Annotated in this window: 15 protein-coding genes and 1 other RNA gene; 1 reads left to right on the top strand and 15 read right to left on the bottom strand. The window is 44.4% G+C overall.

Going from position 1 to position 16764, the window contains the following annotated elements; translation table 11 throughout:
- Positions 1–22 precede the first annotated feature (22 nt).
- The 3 genes from pheS to T359_RS0107700 all read right to left on the bottom strand — a co-directional run bounded on the left by pheS (position 23) and on the right by T359_RS0107700 (position 3883).
- The gene (gene pheS / locus T359_RS0107710) at positions 23–1018 is read right to left on the bottom strand and encodes a phenylalanine--tRNA ligase subunit alpha (protein WP_051545141.1); all 996 of its coding nucleotides are present in this window, start codon (positions 1016–1018) and stop codon (positions 23–25) included.
- Positions 1019–1445: 427 nt separating this feature from the next.
- A complete protein-coding gene (locus T359_RS0107705; protein ID WP_026516969.1) occupies positions 1446–2075 on the bottom strand; it encodes a manganese efflux pump MntP in 630 nt (209 codons plus the stop codon).
- Positions 2076–2137: 62 nt separating this feature from the next.
- Complete coding sequence (locus T359_RS0107700; RefSeq protein WP_026516968.1) at positions 2138–3883, bottom strand: GGDEF domain-containing protein; 1746 nt, start codon at positions 3881–3883, stop codon at positions 2138–2140.
- Positions 3884–4458: 575 nt separating this feature from the next.
- Between T359_RS0107700 and T359_RS0107695 the strand changes: the two genes are divergently transcribed.
- The gene (locus tag T359_RS0107695) at positions 4459–5346 is read left to right on the top strand and encodes a DegV family protein (RefSeq protein ID WP_026516967.1); all 888 of its coding nucleotides are present in this window, start codon (positions 4459–4461) and stop codon (positions 5344–5346) included.
- A 73-nt stretch (positions 5347–5419) separates the two neighbouring features.
- Here T359_RS0107695 and T359_RS0107690 read toward each other — a convergent pair whose 3' ends face one another.
- From T359_RS0107690 to deoC, 12 genes are all read right to left on the bottom strand, one after another.
- Entirely contained in the window at positions 5420–5668 is a 249-nt protein-coding gene (locus T359_RS0107690) for an HPr family phosphocarrier protein (RefSeq protein WP_051545109.1), read from the bottom strand.
- A gap of 147 nt (positions 5669–5815) precedes the next feature.
- Complete coding sequence (locus tag T359_RS0107685) at positions 5816–7477, bottom strand: GGDEF domain-containing phosphodiesterase (protein ID WP_026516965.1); 1662 nt, start codon at positions 7475–7477, stop codon at positions 5816–5818.
- 147 nt (positions 7478–7624) lie between these two features.
- Positions 7625–7903: an HU family DNA-binding protein gene (locus T359_RS0107680; protein WP_022777071.1), complete on the bottom strand. Its 279-nt coding sequence runs from the start codon at positions 7901–7903 to the stop codon at positions 7625–7627.
- Positions 7904–8028: 125 nt separating this feature from the next.
- Positions 8029–9417, bottom strand: a complete 1389-nt coding sequence (locus tag T359_RS0107675; protein ID WP_026516964.1) for a sensor domain-containing diguanylate cyclase — start codon at positions 9415–9417, stop codon at positions 8029–8031.
- A gap of 182 nt (positions 9418–9599) precedes the next feature.
- Positions 9600–10859 (bottom strand): 6-phosphofructokinase, encoded by a 1260-nt coding sequence (locus T359_RS0107670; RefSeq protein ID WP_026516963.1) that lies wholly within the window; start codon positions 10857–10859, stop codon positions 9600–9602.
- 70 nt (positions 10860–10929) lie between these two features.
- On the bottom strand, positions 10930–12036 hold the full coding sequence (locus T359_RS19720) for an endonuclease/exonuclease/phosphatase family protein (RefSeq protein WP_051545106.1): 1107 nt from the start codon (positions 12034–12036) through the stop codon (positions 10930–10932).
- A gap of 64 nt (positions 12037–12100) precedes the next feature.
- Positions 12101–12310: a hypothetical protein gene (locus tag T359_RS0107660; protein ID WP_026516962.1), complete on the bottom strand. Its 210-nt coding sequence runs from the start codon at positions 12308–12310 to the stop codon at positions 12101–12103.
- 35 nt (positions 12311–12345) lie between these two features.
- A complete protein-coding gene (locus T359_RS0107655; protein WP_026516961.1) occupies positions 12346–13488 on the bottom strand; it encodes an AI-2E family transporter in 1143 nt (380 codons plus the stop codon).
- Positions 13485–13868 (bottom strand): YihY/virulence factor BrkB family protein, encoded by a 384-nt coding sequence (locus tag T359_RS0107650; protein WP_081795485.1) that lies wholly within the window; start codon positions 13866–13868, stop codon positions 13485–13487. The genes T359_RS0107655 and T359_RS0107650 overlap by 4 nt, the downstream gene beginning before the upstream one ends.
- 43 nt (positions 13869–13911) lie before the next feature.
- Positions 13912–14120: non-coding RNA, 6S RNA (gene ssrS / locus T359_RS22130), on the bottom strand.
- 101 nt (positions 14121–14221) lie between these two features.
- Complete coding sequence (locus tag T359_RS0107645; protein WP_026516959.1) at positions 14222–16045, bottom strand: aminopeptidase P family protein; 1824 nt, start codon at positions 16043–16045, stop codon at positions 14222–14224.
- Between the two features lie 15 nt (positions 16046–16060).
- Positions 16061–16720 (bottom strand): deoxyribose-phosphate aldolase, encoded by a 660-nt coding sequence (gene deoC / locus T359_RS0107640; RefSeq protein WP_026516958.1) that lies wholly within the window; start codon positions 16718–16720, stop codon positions 16061–16063.
- Between the last annotated feature and the right edge of the window lie 44 nt (positions 16721–16764).

Genomic DNA, 16764 nt, shown 5'->3' with positions numbered 1-16764 from the left:
CCTCCTAATTATCTATAATGAATTATTCGTAGTGATCGATCTGTTTAAGTACATCAAGATCTGACTCAAACAAAAGCTTAATATTGTTGATACCGTACTTGAGCATCGCTGTACGCTCAATACCGATACCAAAAGCAAATCCACTATATTCATCAGAGTCAATTCCGCAGTTCTCCAGTACTTTCTTGTTAACCATACCTGCGCCGAGAACCTCGATCCAGCCTGTGCCCTTGCAGAGATTACATCCCTTACCCTTACATGCAAAGCAGCTGCAGTCTACTTCTACAGATGGCTCTGTGAATGGGAAGTATGAAGGACGAAGTCTTGTGGTTGTTCCCTCGCCGTAGATCTTCTGAACAAAGAGTTCAAGAGCTCCCTTAAGGTCGCAGAGGGTGATGTCCTTGTCTACTACAAGGCCTTCCATCTGTGAGAACATAGGTGAATGTGTTGCATCATCATCTGAACGGAAAACCTTACCAGGTGAAAGGATCTTGATAGGAGGCTTGGAGTTCTCCATAACATGGATCTGTCCTGATGATGTCTGGGTTCTGAGAAGGAACTCAGGGCTCAGATAGAAGGTATCCTGCATATCTCTTGCAGGATGATCCTTAGGAGTGTTTAAGGCTGTGAAATTGTAATAATCATTTTCAATCTCAGTGCCTTCATATATTTCGAATCCCATTCCGGCGAAAATGTCGATAAGAGTCTCTCTCATCTGTGTTACCGGATGAAGATTTCCTTCATAGCGCATCTTGGCAGGCATGGTAACATCCTGCTTCTCAGCCTGATATCTGAGCTGAAGTTCTTTTTCCTTCATCTTCTTATCAAGCTCTTCAAAGTGCTCAAGGGCCCACTGTTTTAACTCATTAACACTCTTTCCGTAATCAGCACGGTCCTCTGCAGGAATGTTTTTCATTTCCTTCATAAGGGCGCTGATCTTGCCTGTCTTGTTATCCAAGAAGCTCTTTCTCATCTCGTAAACAAGCTTGGAATTATCAAGCTTTTCGGCATTAGCCATGATCTCTTCACGGATTGCTTCGATTTTTTGACGTAAAGCGTTGTTTTCCAAATTTCCTTCCTCCTGTTTGCTGCTATGGAATTGAATTAATCAGAAAGTCCCATAGCATTTGTAATAATGCTATGGGACGAATAGTTCCGCGGTACCACCCATGTTCCTGTCATAAAAAAGCTATAACAGGCTCTTTCTTATCTGTAACGTAGATAGACGTTCCAAACTACTTGCGATCGTTTCATTCGGACTGCTCCGGTGGGAAATTTCCGTATATGCTCTAACCTGCGGAGCTTACAGCCGATGGCTCCGGTTCTCTGAAAGGATCAGCATAACATCTTAGGGCAGGGCCCAACACCTTCATTGCATTTTATTTATAATACTTTACCTATTCTATTTTTCTTTGTAAAAAAAGTCAACTTAAATATATAAATCTTTAGAAGAAGCAGATCTCTATTCCGATGGCTATAAGAATGATTCCGCCAAGGATCTTGGCATTTCCCGCAAGCTTTGTTCCAAACTTCGTTCCAAGGCCCAGTCCCGCAAAGCAGATCACAAACGTAACAGCTCCGATGATCAGAGAAGCCCCAAGTGCCATCACCGCCGTGTAATCAGAAATTGTAAAACCAACAGACAGAGCATCTATAGCCGTTGCCACACCCTGCATAAGAAGCATTCTGGTGGATATCTTCTCCGCCTTTTTAATACCATAGTTTTCGCACAGGGTATTGGTACAGTTTAAGCAGTCACCGTCGCCGCTGCACTTCTTTTCCTTTATGCCTTCTATCAGCATCTTTCCTCCGATAAAGACAAGAAGAGCCAGGGCTATCCAGGGAATAAAGGGCTGGAAGGCTGTAAAAAAGCTCAGGGCCCCGTGAACCAGTATCCATCCGATCATAGGCATCAAAAACTGGAATCCTGCATAAATGCCGGCGATAAATGCCATCCTCTTTTTCTTCATATTGCATTCCGCAAATCCGTTAGCCAGGGATACGGAAAAAGCATCCATCGCCAGGCCTACGCCCAGCATAATGCTGTTGAATAAAAATTTTGCCAAAACTGCCATGAAACCTCCAAAAAAACTGATGCTATCCCTCAAAACAGCATCAGCTCTTTTAATTATTTAATTCAGAAATTGTTGAGGGCAAACAGAGAAAGCAGATCTCCCAAGGCTCTGTAGTATTTATAGTGCATCTGATTCCACTGGGTCTGCTTACCAATGCTTGAAATCATAAGTATACACTCTCTTCCTTCTTTGTCAAAAAATCTCACCATAACATAGGACAGAACTCCCGCTTCCTTTAGAAACATCTTGATGGCTCCGGCCTGAACCGGAAGGGAATCAAGCCTGTTTACCACAATAAATTTTTGGTCTGCCACATACTTACTCTTGAACTCACTGTTAAGGAAGCCAAGCAAAAACTGTGCATCCGAAGGATTTTTGATAGCCTCGGTTCCGGAGGAATATCTGAATCTGAAGGGTTCTCCCACAAAAAGAGTCACCCTCTGGAGTTCAAAGGCCAGGGTAAACTCATCCATGATCCTCTCAGGAACGATCCCCTCGCCGTGGAAGACATGGTCATACATCCTGACTATGACATCCCCCAGGGAAACATCTCTCTCATTGTGCTTCCTGGTGGAATTCAGCGTCATCCTGATAGCTTCAATGTCGCCGTGTTTGCACTTATCATAGATAATATAGCGGTTTCGCCCCTTGTCCTTGGCAATGTACAGACAATAGTCCGCTATCATGAACACATCCTCATAGGAATCGGCATCCTTGGGATAGGATGCGGCCCCCAAGGAAATGGAAAGGGGCATGTTATCATCAATACCCTTGTCCGGGAATGCCTCTTTGATTCTGTCCTTCATACCGCGAAGATACTTTCTGAGAGTTTCCTCATCGGTTATTTTATATAAAACAATAAGGAACTCATCTCCTCCGAATCTTCCTACGATTCCGTCGCTTCCAACCACAGAGGCAATGATATCCGCGATTTTTTTGATAACGGTGTCACCATACTGGTGTCCGAAAGTGTCATTAATATTCTTGAAATAATCGATGTCCACCACAACCAGGGTTGTGCCCGCAAGCTGTCTCTCATCGATTCTTTCCATGGCTATCCTGCTGATATCAGCCTTATCAACAAGTCCCGTAAGGGAGTCGTGCTTGATACTGGCGGCCACAAACTTGCCTCTTGTACTGCCAAGATGGATATGGCCTACGACGCCCTCTTTTTCTTTTTCAAAATATACAAAAGCACCCTCAAGTTTGGTAATATTGCTGTTACTGTCATCATTAAGAAGATTGCCGTCCACTCTGACGCTGAATCTTCCGGTCTTGGATCTTATCTGATTAATAAAGCCTTTTACTTCGCTCTTTTGCTTCTCTGAAGCCTTCCCGGTAAGAAGCTGCTCAAATTCGTCCAGAGTATATCTGCCGCCATCAAAATTGGCTTCCTGTGTATGGAATACATCCACCATTTCCTCCACAGGATCATAGCCGAAATAGACATCCTCATAAAGATTAAGCTGGGCTTTGCAGGCTGTAAGCATATTATCCAGCATATTGTAGTTTTCATAAAGAGAATCTATGCCTACCACCTTAAGAACGATGGTATCATCAGTCTCACCTTCCGTGGCCCTTATGTAAAAATACGCATTATTTTCACCATAACGAAGCCTGGAAGGGAACCAGGTGCCGTCGCACTTTTCCACATTCTGATTAAAAAGCTCCCTGTATTCCTCCGAGACATTGTCCTCAAAGGGTCCCAGGTCCCTGCCCTTAACGATTCTCTCCGCCTCAGGGTCTCCGGAAATCAGTGTATGCGTTTTTTTATCGATCACAATCTCGTGAGAATCTATTCCCTGCATGAGCTACCTCGATTCACCTAACGATACGCACATATGCTTACAAATTAATATTATAGAAAAATAGTGACTCTTACAAGAACACAATAGAAATTTTATTTATATATGTTATATATATTATATTAAGATACAGTAAAAGGCGGGCATCCATTATTCTAATGAACACCCGCCCTTAAATTGAAATTTCCAAGGGTCTTATCCTCGTCTTTCCTAGTTGCTTGTTTATAACAACTATATGATTAAATCACACCTTTCGCGACTTGTTGGGATCCCTTGGCTCCGGTGAAGCGTCGCCGCCTTTGCTGTGGATACCAGTCGCTCCGAAAACCTTTTGCTCGTCTACGATGAAGCTTATGCCATCTCAACTGCTTGGGTTTTATTTGCTATGTGATTGTATATATAATATACCATTTGCACAAAAAGTTGTCAACCATGTTTTTGAAATTGTGCAAAATTTCAGACTATTCAATCAACTCCAGGTTTTATGCTTGTGCAATTTGCATTATCATTTAATTTGATACAAATTCGATTTTAATGTATCATGGTAAATGACTAAAAACATTGTAAAGGGGAAAACAATGAATAACTATATACTGAGTTGCTGCTCAACCGCAGATCTTGATAACGAGCATTTCGCAAGTCGCGATATCAAGTACATCTGCTTCCATTTCCAGATTGACGGAGAAGATTATCCCGATGACCTTGGCAAGTCCATTCCCTTCAAGGATTTCTATAGAAGAATGGCCGAAGGAAGCATGACCAAAACTTCCCAGGTCACCATCGGTGAATATGTCGAATATTTTGAGCATATGCTTCAGGAAGGCAAGGACATCCTTCACCTCACCCTTTCTTCCGGCATATCCGGCACACTTAATTCAGCTATTATTGCAAGAGATCAGCTTCAGGAAAAATATCCTGACAGAAAGATCTTTGTTGTGGATTCCCTGGCTGCTTCAGCAGGCTTCGGATTACTTATGAACAAACTGGCTGATCTTCGTGATCAGGGACTTAGCATAGAAGATCTTTATGAATGGACCATCGAGCACAGACTTGATTGCCAGCACTGGTTCTTCGTATCAGACCTCAAGTACCTGGTAAGAGGCGGTCGTGTTTCCAAGGTTGCAGGCGCCATCGGCAATGTCCTTAACATCTGCCCTCTCATGAATGTAGACTATCAGGGCAAGCTCATTGTAAGAGCCAAGATAAGAGGCAAGAGTGCAGTAATGAAGGCTCAGGTCCAGAAAATGGTAGAACTTGCCGAGAACGGCACAGAATATGACGGAGACTGCTTTATTTCCAATTCAGATTGCTACGAGGATGCCCGCAAGGTTGCAGATATGATTGAAGAACAGTTCCCTCATCTTATGGGAAAGGTCAAGATCTACAGCATCGGAACCACCATCGGAAGCCATACAGGCCCGGGCACAGTTGCTCTCTTCTTCTGGGGCAGCAAGCGTATTGACTGATCAACAACTCCATATATGAACAATAAAAAAAGACTCTTTACGAGTCTTTTTTTGATGTTATGCCTCTTTTGAATTACTTAGCCAGAAGAAGCTGATGTGAATTGTAATCGTCGATCAGTTTTGTGATCTTCTTATCATCACCGATGACAGTTACCTGAAGCGGTCTGAACAGATTAAGTGATAACAGACCAACAATTGACTTACCGTCAATAAAACTGTGACCATCCTGAACATCGATCTCACAGGATGACTTGGAGTTCATGTTGATGAACTGCCTGATCTGGGCCTTTCCGCCCAATGAAACCTTTACCTCTTTTTTCATATACTTTCCCCTTCTCATAAGTTAGCAGGCTTGCATCTGCGAACAGTGTTTATACTAACACGTCAGAAGGCAAAAGTGAACAGTTTAAAAATTAAAAAAGTATAAAATAAAATGTAAGCGGTTTCTTAAAAAACATAGATGAATACTCTATTCTGTATATTTCCTCTTGATTAATCGTTTCTGAAAATCCGGTTCCGGCATGGGGTTATCATAGAGGAATCCCTGGACGAGATAACAGCCCACCTGATCCAGAAGTTTCGTCTGATCAGGTCTCTCTACACCCTCGGCAATTACGTTAATTCCAAGCTCTTTAGCCATTGCGATGATGTTCTTCAGGACTATCTCATCATTGCGGTTAAGCTCATCATTATTGATGAAAGACCGATCAATTTTGATCTCAGTAACAGGAAAGTCCCTCAGATTCGACAGGGATGAGTAACCGGTTCCAAAATCATCGATAGCGGTTTCAATAGACATGTCCTTAAGCTTCTTAAGAAAGTTTGTCATAAGGATTCTTTCATCCTCACTGGCAGTTTCTGTAACCTCTATCTGTATATTTTTTCTGTCCACACCGGCATCATCGATTATCCTGACGATCTCTCCGGCGAGATTTTTGTAATTAAGGTCCCTTCTGGAAAAGTTGATGGATACCGGGACAGGTGCTATTCCGTTTTTCTCCCAGTTCTTTATAAATTCACAGGTCTTCTTGAGAACATACAGGTCAAGGGAAGCAACCATACCTTCCTGCTCAAGGATGGGCACAAACTCTGTGGGATAAAGCACCACTCCGTTGCAGAACCATCTTGCAAGGGACTCCGCACCAACAAGTTCTCCCGTTCTGCTGTTGACCTTGGGCTGAAGGTAGATCCTGAACTCATCATTCTGAAGAGCTTCCTCGTATCTGTCCTCGATCTGTTTCTGTCTGTATATTCTGGTACTCATGGCCTTATTCACAAATACATAAGGCTTATTGGCCACATTCTTGGCGTAGTTGCAGGCCATCATGGCTCTGGAGATCAGCTGCCCCGCCTCCTTCAGTGAATCGTCCACAGCATAGATTCCGGCAACGGCCTCGATCTTGATCTCTTCTTCCTTACCGTTCTTAACACCGTAAACCATAACTCCTGACAGGAACTTAATGAACTGCTTGGTCTTCTCTTTTTTGATAAGAGCAGTAAAATTGTCGCCTCCGAAATGAGCGATGATCTCGTCACGGTCGCAGAACTCGCGTAGTTTGACCGCATATCGTTTCATAATCTCGTCGCCCTCGGCAAGACCGTATCTTCTGCTTATGAGGCCGTAACTTTTCAGATTGAAATAAAAGGAATCATAGCCCATGATAGCCCTGGACTCCAGGAGCTTGGTGGCAAATACAATGAAGCCTCCCGAATTGGGAAGGCCGGTAAGATATTGCGTAAGCGCACTGCTTCTGACAATATTCGTGAGAAGAAATTTTTCCATATGAAATGAAAGAATATCAAGAACAATGGCAAAGCTCTTGTATTCCTCCTCATTCCAGTTCTTATCGGGCAAAAGGTAGATGTTGTAAACGATCACCTTTTTGTCTGCGATCCTGTGCTTGAACAGATATGCAGGAGCCTCATTCTCAGGAGTAGGACCGAAAAGTGAAATAATTGTATCGGGCTCTCCCGCTCTGTCAGAGTCCTTGGCATCGGAAACCACCGCTACAATAGAGCGAAGGAAAAACTCCTTGGAAAGATCCGCCAGCGCACTGGGGGAAATCTCAGGAGTAACCTCTTCTTCCGATAAGATCTGCACAAAGTTCTGAAAACTTCTCTCGAATGTCATAGTATATTATCCTTTGTGTTGGTTATCGTACATGTACACCTTTATATTATAAAAAATTGATTAATATTTCAATGATTGTTATTAAATATTTCGTACATTGAAAAAAGCTGCGCTAAAAAGCGCAGCTTCCGGAAATTCGTAAATAAATTATTTCTTGTTTACAAGATCCTTGAGAGCCTTACCAGCCTTGAACTTAGGTGCTACAGATGCAGGAATCTTGATGGCAGCGCCAGTCTGAGGATTCTTACCTGTTCTAGCAGCTCTCTTTGTTGTCTCGAATGTACCAAAGCCAACAAGCTGAACCTTACCTTTCTTCTTAAGCTCCTTAGTTACTGTCTCAGTGAAAGCGTTGAGTGCTGCAGCAGCATCCTTCTTTGTGAGACCAGCTTCCTTAGCAATTGCATCGATAAGTTCTGTCTTGTTCATTTTTTTCCCTCCAAAAAGAAATATTTTACTACATTGCCCATTCTACCACCATTTTCAACACTAAACAACCCAAAAATGGCTAAAATACGCAAAAAATCAAATATTTCTTTAAAAAAGTCTTGGATTTATCGGGTTTTCAATGCAATTTCTATCATTTTAGCCAGATATGTGAAGTCTGTGATGTCCGGCTGCGGGTATTTCCTGGATAATTCGCGGGTATTGTAAAGGGCTATATAGCCATCACAGGCTGCATCCTGCATCTTGTAAAGGAAGGCATGCTTGATGCCGTGTTTTTCAAAGAATGCCCTGGGGATCTGTGTATCTCTAAGCTGAACCTGAGGGGTATCCACCACATATACGCCGTTGGAGTTAAAACGATTTTCAAAGCCGCTCTCCAGAACGTATTTAAGATCGGAGTAGGACTCTATGATCTTACTGATCTTCTTGCCGTGGTGCTCAGTCTCTTCCAGGCGCCTGTAGCCGTAAACACTTCTGTCAAGGTTCTTGTAGAAAACATATACCTCATCCAGCTCATAGGCTGCGGCGATCTTGACCAATTCCTCGGAAATGGCCTCTCCCATGGTTCCAAAGAAACCATCAATGGTCTCAAGAACCAGCTTGGTCTTATCAAGAAGGGAGGTGCTGTTAACAGCCTTGTTGTCCTCTTCCTCCAGAACACCGTTCACGATCATGCCGTGTATCTCAGGGGTGTACATAACGTATCTGTTTTTGCCCCTGTTCTTTGCTCTGTATAACATTCTGTCCGCCAAATTGAACAGATCCATGTAATTATCAACGTAGGTAGGAAAATCAGCTGCGCCGATGGAAACAGTGATAAGAGGATAGCCCTTCTCATCCTTGTACAGCTTCTCAACCTTTTCCCTTATGGTGCGAAGGATGGGCCTTAGCTCGTCCTTGCCGTTATCAAGCTCTATTATAAGAAGTATCTCGTCGCCGCCGATCCTTCCGGCCTTGCCGCAGTCTCCTATGGCATCCCGGATAACTCTGCTGACCGCCGCCAGAACCTTGTCACCATAGGCATGTCCCATGGTGTCATTAATATGCTTGAAATTATCCACATCAATGATTCCGAGACAGATAACCTTGCCCTCAGGATTGGCACATTTCTGCTTGGCATAATCGGTTATGGCCTTCTTGGTAAGAAGTCCTGTAGCCTCATCCAAAGGCGCCTTGAAGGCCTGTCCGGAAGCTGCGCTTATATCCTGGAAATCCAGGATGATCTTCATATCCTCTGTACTGTCATCCTTTGTCGCTCTGCCTGTGACCCAGCTGTACTGCCCGTTCTTTTTGCACATGCGGAAGCACACAATATCAATGGCCTTATCCTGAAGATGTTCCACCATCTCATACAGAAGATGCTGATCCTCAGAAAAGACATTCGACAAAAATTCATTTTCCTGTCCTTCGCAGACATAATCGCAGTAACCGGCACTTGTGCTTATAAGATTAAGCTCAGCGTCAATTACCACCTGTCCGGTATTGTATGTAATCATTATTTTTCTCCAGCCCCAGTAAACCTAGTTACCGACAATATCTGATAATATAATAAAATTGTTAAAAATGTCTGTCAAATTAAAAAAGTATAACGTAATTTAGTTAATCAACAGTCATAAAAAGGCTGCTGCCCCAGTAATGAAGCAACAGCCCTTGTCGTTATTTCATATATTGTTAAAAATCAAAGGATATCCTGGAATCCGGGTCTGTAAAGATGTCTCGGAATACCATCAACCATGATAGGTCCTACATCGCCCTGAATAAGAGGTCTTACATAGGTGATGAACTCATTGGTTACATAGGTTCCTTCCTTGTTGATCCACTCTCTCGGAACGGTACGCTCGTCGTTAGCGATCTTGTGTACATCCTTAACCTCTGTTCCTGCCTGATAAGGATCATCTGAAAGTCTCTCGATAACAACCATCTTGCCGCTGTCGCCTTCGTCAGCAGCCTTCATGGCAGCACCACCAACCTCATAGGCCTCGAGAATGTCCACACGGGATGCGCAGTGGCTGGCAGCTCTCTGAAGTGTTGAAAGCTCGATAGGACGAGTCTTGCAGCCGCACTCCTTGGAAACAACTTCACAAAGATATCTGGCTGTACCTGTAAGCTGCTTGTGTCCGAAAGCATCTACATAATCAATGCTGTTGCCAAGCTCACTTACATACTTGCCGTCCTTGGTTCTGATACCTTCGGAAACGGCAACAACGATTGATGCCTTGTTCTTAAGAAGACCTTTGATCTTCTTGATGAAGGAATCCATGTCAAAAGGAAGCTCCGGAAGATAGATAGCATCAGGTCCGTCACAATCCTCGCCCTTGGCAAGAGCTGTAGCGCCTGTAAGCCATCCGGCATTACGTCCCATAACTTCTACGATGATAACCTGTCCATTGCTTGTCTCAAGTGACCAGCTGTCTCTGATGATCTCCTTAACTGATGTTCCGATGTACTTGGCTGCTGAGCCATAGCCCGGTGTGTGATCAGTAAGTGCCAGATCGTTGTCGATGGTCTTAGGGCAACCAACGAATCTTATCTGAGAGCCTGAAATTATAGCGTAATCAGAAAGCTTCTTGATGGTATCCATGGAATCATTACCACCGATATAGATAAAGCAATCGATCTCCAGCTTATCAAGAATCTGAAATATCTTCTCGTAGATATCCTTGCTCTCAAAAATCTCCGGAAGCTTGAATCTGCATGAACCCAAATATGCAGATGGAGTTCTCTTAAGAAGCTCGATATCGAGTCCTGACTGAATGTGATCAGAAAGGTCAACATATCTGCCTTCCATAAGTCCCTGTACACCATGGATCATTCCGTATACTTTCTGGTATCCACGGTCTATAGCAGTTCTGTAAACTCCGGCAAGTGAAGAGTTGATCGCTGCTGTAGGGCCTCCTGACTGTCCAACAATTACATTACGTTTCTTTTTCTGTACCATTGACTCCTGTTCCCCTTTCGAAATTTTCATACCTTTTGATTATATTCGAAAAAACGTGCCTTGTCACTAATCAATTGTTTCCTTCTGTCAGTGTAAACTTCATGACAATCGGGTTGTGGTCTGAATATTCAAACCCTATATCCCTTGTCGCAATTTCATTCACGCTGATATTTGAAGACACCAGAAATCCATCGATCAGATAATACTGAAAATCTTTTGGATCTCTGCTTGCTGCTGTTTCCAGAACTCTGTCAAGTGATCTGCAGCTCGGCGCGTTATCTCCGGTGTAAAAATCTATCTTATCCCCAAAGTCATCAATGTTAATAACTCCCGGTTTCCACATTCCTTCCAGCTGTGGATATTCGGAGTAGTCCAAATGGTTAAAAATCTGATTAAAATCTCCTCCTGCTATTACATAATCGCCGGTGTTAATCTCGTTTAACATCAGCTCTTTAAGCATCCTGGTCTGCGCAATCTTGCCCGAGCCGTCATCATAGGCCTCAAGGTGAAGATTGATAAGTACCAGTTCGTCATCGGTGCCCTCTATGGGACATCTGGCGATCATAAGGCATCTCTTGAGGTTCATGGTGCTGACAGGCCAGCTGTAGGGACATGGAAGACTCACTCTCTCCGCATCGCCCACAAGACAGGATGAAAAGGTTCCGAGGCCGCACTCAACCTTACCGATGGGTGGAATCGGATATGGCAAAAATGCCACTCTGAAGTTGCTCGCATACAGGTTCTGTCCCGAGAACATTCCTGCGCTGCCATTATCATCAAAATACTGAAGCTCATCCACAAAATGCGCTCTGGTGGAGCTTCTGTCCAGTTCCTGCAAGAACAAAAAATCAGGATCATCTGCATTGATCTGAGCGATCATGCCGTCAAGGTTGTAATATACTCTCTCCTTTGTGGCGGTATTTACCATCTTGCCGCCGTCCATGAAAAAGTCGGCATTATCTCCCAGGGCTCCGTAGCCCACGTTCCAGGTTTCTATGGTGTATTCCTTTCCAAGGACCACCTTATCTCCCTTTTCTCCGGAAGGAGTTAATTTCTCAACCTCTTCAGGCTTGTACTCATCCACCGTAAGATATGCGCCAAGTGTTCCGGCCAGCAATACCAAAAGAAGCAGAGTGAGAAGAACCGCCTGCAGTACCTTTTTTATTACCTTGTTCATAGAGCCCCTCAATAAATTTGAAAAGGGCATCCGCCATATTGCAGATGCCCATAGTTATCCTATATCAAAAATCCTCTTCCTCGAAGGCGATGCGTCTCCCTGATTTTTTGCCGATGCTGTATGCAACGGCAGCCACCACAATAACGCAGGCCGCAGCAACAACGCATCCGATGAGAAGCTTCTTCTTGTCTTCGTCGAAGCCCTCCCAGATATCCATTACTGTATCGATTTTTTCTTTAGCGAAATCAATCGCTGTTCCAATGAAATCTGTCATAGTAAATTACCCCCGTAAATATGCTACAACTTATACTATATATTGTACTTCTTTGCACGTCGTAACTCAAGTTTTTTTATCACATAATCGTGCCAGACGAAATCAATTATAGCTGCAAACGGGATAGCCAGTAGGATTCCCACTACTCCGAAAAGTCTTCCGCCCAAAATGATGGAAATCAATATCATGAGGGGGGATACTCCCAGACTCTCTCCGAAGAGTCTGGGCTTGAGGATATATCCGTCCACAGTCTGCAGAATGATGGTAAAGATCAAAAATGCCAGTGCATACCAGGGCTTCACAAGAACAAGGATGAAGGCTCCGATGGCAGCTCCCACAATAGGTCCGAAGGTAGGTGCCAGATTGGTGATTCCCACGATGAAGGAAATAACAACGGAATAAGGCATTCCGGCAATAAGCATAAATATCAGATTGACCACACCTACAACTATTCCATCCACTATATCAAAGCTGATATATCTGATAAGAATGGCATTGCATTTCTCAATAAAGGAGCCTGCGCTATGATAGGTCTCATCCTTCATAAGAAGGGCAAAAAGCCTTGAGAAACCGTTGATGAGCCTTTCCTTATCAAGCAGCAGATAAACAGCCAGGATGAATGAAATCACCAGATCAAAAACGCTCTTTCCGATATTGGCGGAGGTAGAAACAAGGCTGGGCACACTGCTGGAAATATAACCTGTTATAGTGGTCAAAGCCTTCTCTGTAAAGGTAGCCAGCGCAGCCAGATCAAGCCCAAAGAATCCCTGCTGTCCCGTCTGGAACTCACCAAGAAGTTCTTCCGCAGAATCAATATAGCCGCCCATGTTGCTGGCCAGTGTCATTATAGAATCCGCCAGCTGAGGAATCAGTGCCACGAACAAAAGGGTCACCGCAAGGATGATAACTATCAGTGCCAGAGCCACGGAAAGCTTCCAAGCCGTCTTTCTGTTTTTCATCTTCTTAAGCACTTTAGTCTCGAACAGCTTCGCCACAGGATTAAAGATATAGGCAATTACCGCAGCCACAATGATGGGCTTTAAGAAGCTGAAAAAGGATCCCACCCCGGTAAAAATATTGAAGAGATTCTTAAGGATCATGTAAAATGCCACCGCCGAACACAGGGCAATGGTATTGGCCACCCATCTCTTCTTGAACCACTTGTTGTTAAATTTCATGTCAGCTTGACTCCTCCTTTATGTTTTCTGCCCTTTTTGGTGCTCTTTCTTTTAGCATTTCTCCTGACTGTCTTTCTATGATGGTCGTCATAGATAGCCTTAACCCCCGGATGAAAAAACCTGTTGATAAAAGCCCCTATAAGAAAAATATAAATGCAGGTATACAGCCAGAACATCATGATCACCGGTGTCGCCAGGCTTCCGTATATGGAATAGCTGTCTGTTCTGTTGACGTATACCGAAAAGATCCAGGAAAAAACATACCAGACCACCGAAGAAAAGACCGCTCCCGGCAGCTGATAGATAAAGACCATTTTGGCACTGGGCACATAGGTATAGATAAAGCAAAAGGCCAGCGTCTTCATAAGCCCCCCACACATAAAGGAAAAAGCAGCCACCAAAGATGACTGCTTTTAATTCCGTTTTAATCCCAAAATGCCGGTTCCTGTTATTTGACTCCTAGCTAACGCCAGGTGGGTTACCGCAACCAGTATGCCTGTCTTCCTCTCCCGTAGCTGGTCTGCGCATGCGCAGGGCCGAAGGCGTGACATTTATATTGGTAATGTAGGAGTCCCGTTTAAAGTAACTGTAGGTTCAAATTACACAGGAGTTGTCGGACATCCCAGGAGATCAACTACTACGTAGTTCTTAATTATTATTATAGTCATAAACGCTGATTTTTCAAGGGTCTATAAGCAATTTAAGAGTTATTTAATCAGTAGTTAATAATGGCTTAAATAGCTCTTGTAGCCTCTTTTAACCACGCTTTTACATCCTGGTCCTCAATAAGAGGAAGGAGTCTTTCGTAAACACGGGCATGGTAATCGTTGAGAGCCTGCACATTCTCGGGCTTCATAAAGCGCTTGTCGATAGCCTCAAGGTCGATGGGCACGTAGGTCAGATGGTCAAAACCGTAAAACTTGCCGTACTCATTCTCGTTTCTCTTAACTACCTCAACAATGTTCTCGATACGGATTCCGTGGCTTCCCTCGATGTAAACACCGGGCTCGTCGGAAACGATCATGCCGGGCTGCAATGTGGCCTCTTCCATTCCGGGAGCAAATCTCCATCTGATGTTCTGAGGTCCCTCGTGTACATTGAGCATATAGCCTATGCCGTGGCCTGTGCCGTGGTTGTAATCGATATCGATATCCCAAAGGGGCTGACGGGCAAAGATGTCAACGTTTCTTCCGGTGCAGCCATCCATGAACTTGGCATTTGCCAGCTGAAGCATTCCGGCTACTGTTGCTGTATAGTGCTTCTTGATCTCATCGGAGATCTCGCCCACAACGATGGTTCTGGTAACATCGGTGGTTCCGCCTGTGTAGGTTGCTCCTGAATCCACTAAGAGCATGCCCTCAGGCTTAACCTCTGCGCAGTTGTCCTCTGTGGCCTCATAGTGAGCCATGGCTGCGTTGGCTTTGTATGCGCTGATAGTAGGGAAAGAAAGCTCTATAAATCCGGGAAGCTCTGCTCTCATGCCGTCAAGCTTCATGGCGGCCGAGTACTCGGTCATAGGGATCTTGCCCACATTTTTCTTAACCCAGTAGATGAACTCTGTGAGCTTGGCGCTGTCCTTAAGGTACACCTCTCTGATGTTCTTAAGCTCGGTCTCGTTCTTGATGGCCTTCATAAGCTCAGTGGGGTTCTTCACATTCTTAAGCTCTGCTCCGGACTCTTTTGCCCTTGCCTGCAGAGTCTTGTAGGTGAGGAAATTGGTATTTCTCTTATCGTAGAGAACATCTCCTGTGAACTTGACCTCTGAAAGGAAGGCTGTAAGCTCATGGTAGTCCTTCAGGGTGATGTTTACTTTTTTGCAGTATTCCCTGACCTCATCCGTAACCTCTTTTTCCTGAACAAAAAGGACGAAGTCGGTGTCTGTCACATAGGCATAGGACAGAGCCACAGGATTGCACTCCACATCATTGCCGCGGAGGTTGGTGAGCCACATGATGTCATCGAGCTTGGACAAAAGATGGGCGACGGTGCCGTTCTCCTTCATCTTGGCTCTTACATCAGCGAGCTTCTCAGCAAAAGACTTGCCGCAGAGCTCATCGGAAAGGACATACATGTCATGGCAGGGAAGTGCGGGTCTGTCGGTCCAGACCTCTTCTGCCAGATCCTTCTCGATCTTCAGAGTCACATTCTTTTTGGAGAGCTTCTTTTCAAGCTTCTCACCGATGCTGGTGGAGATGACTCTTCCGTCAAAACCAAGGGTCTCTCCTTCCTTCATGTTCTTATCCAGGAACTCCTCGATGGTGGGAACCCCGGGATTCATCATCTTAAAGAGCTCCACGGAGGTGCCCTTCATCTGATTCTCAGCCTGGATAAAATATCTTCCGTCGGTCCACATTCCTGCGAAATCCTTGGAAACAACCAGTGTTCCGTTGGATCCGTCAAAGCCGCAGAAGTACTCTCTTACCTTGAAAAAGTCTGCGGAGTACTCTGAGTTGTGGAAATCGGAGGTGGGCATCATGTAATAGTCGATGCCCTCCTTCGCCATTTTTTCTCTAAGACTTTTAAGTCTGTTTAAAATAACTGTATTTTCGTAAGCCATTTATATCAGTTCCTATCAAAGATTGTATTTTGCTGCGATAAGGGGAGCTACCTTGGAGGAGCCGATTCTGCTGCAGCCTGCATGTGCATATTCGTGAGCATCCTCGATGGTTCTGATGCCGCCGGCAGCCTTGATCTTAACGTCAGGGCCGATGTGCTTCTTGAAGAGCTCGATGTCAGCAAGGGTTGCACCTGCGCTGCCAAAGCCTGTTGAAGTCTTGATATAATCAGCCTTAACCTCTGTTACGATCTTGCAAAGCTCGATCTTCTCTTCCTCTGTGAGGTAGCAGGTCTCGATGATAACCTTGAGAAGCTTGTCGCCGCAGGCCTCTCTGATAGCCTGGAGCTCCTTCTTAACCTCGTCGAATCTGCCGTTCTTTACGTCACTAATGTTAACAACAGTGTCGATCTCGGAAGCGCCGTCCTTGATGGCCTCTTTGGCCTCAACTACCTTGGATGCTGTGCAGCTGTAGCCCAGAGGGAATCCGATTACTGTGCAAAGGACAAGGTTGTCGCCGTATTTATCATGTACTCTCTTAAGATATGTAGGAGGGATGCAGACTGTTGCTGTACCATACTTAACAGCCTCATCGCAAAGACTAACGATGTCCTCCCATTTAGCATCAGCCTGAAGCTGGGTGTGATCGATAAGCTTTAAGATTTCTTTTTCTTCCATAATGTTTTTCCTTTCTAAACAAATGAAAAGTTATTTTTTCGCAT

It is taken from the genome of Butyrivibrio sp. MC2021, assembly GCF_000621605.1.
Taxonomy (GTDB): Bacteria; Bacillota; Clostridia; order Lachnospirales; family Lachnospiraceae; genus Butyrivibrio.
This window is presented reverse-complemented; position numbering and strand designations above follow the sequence as displayed.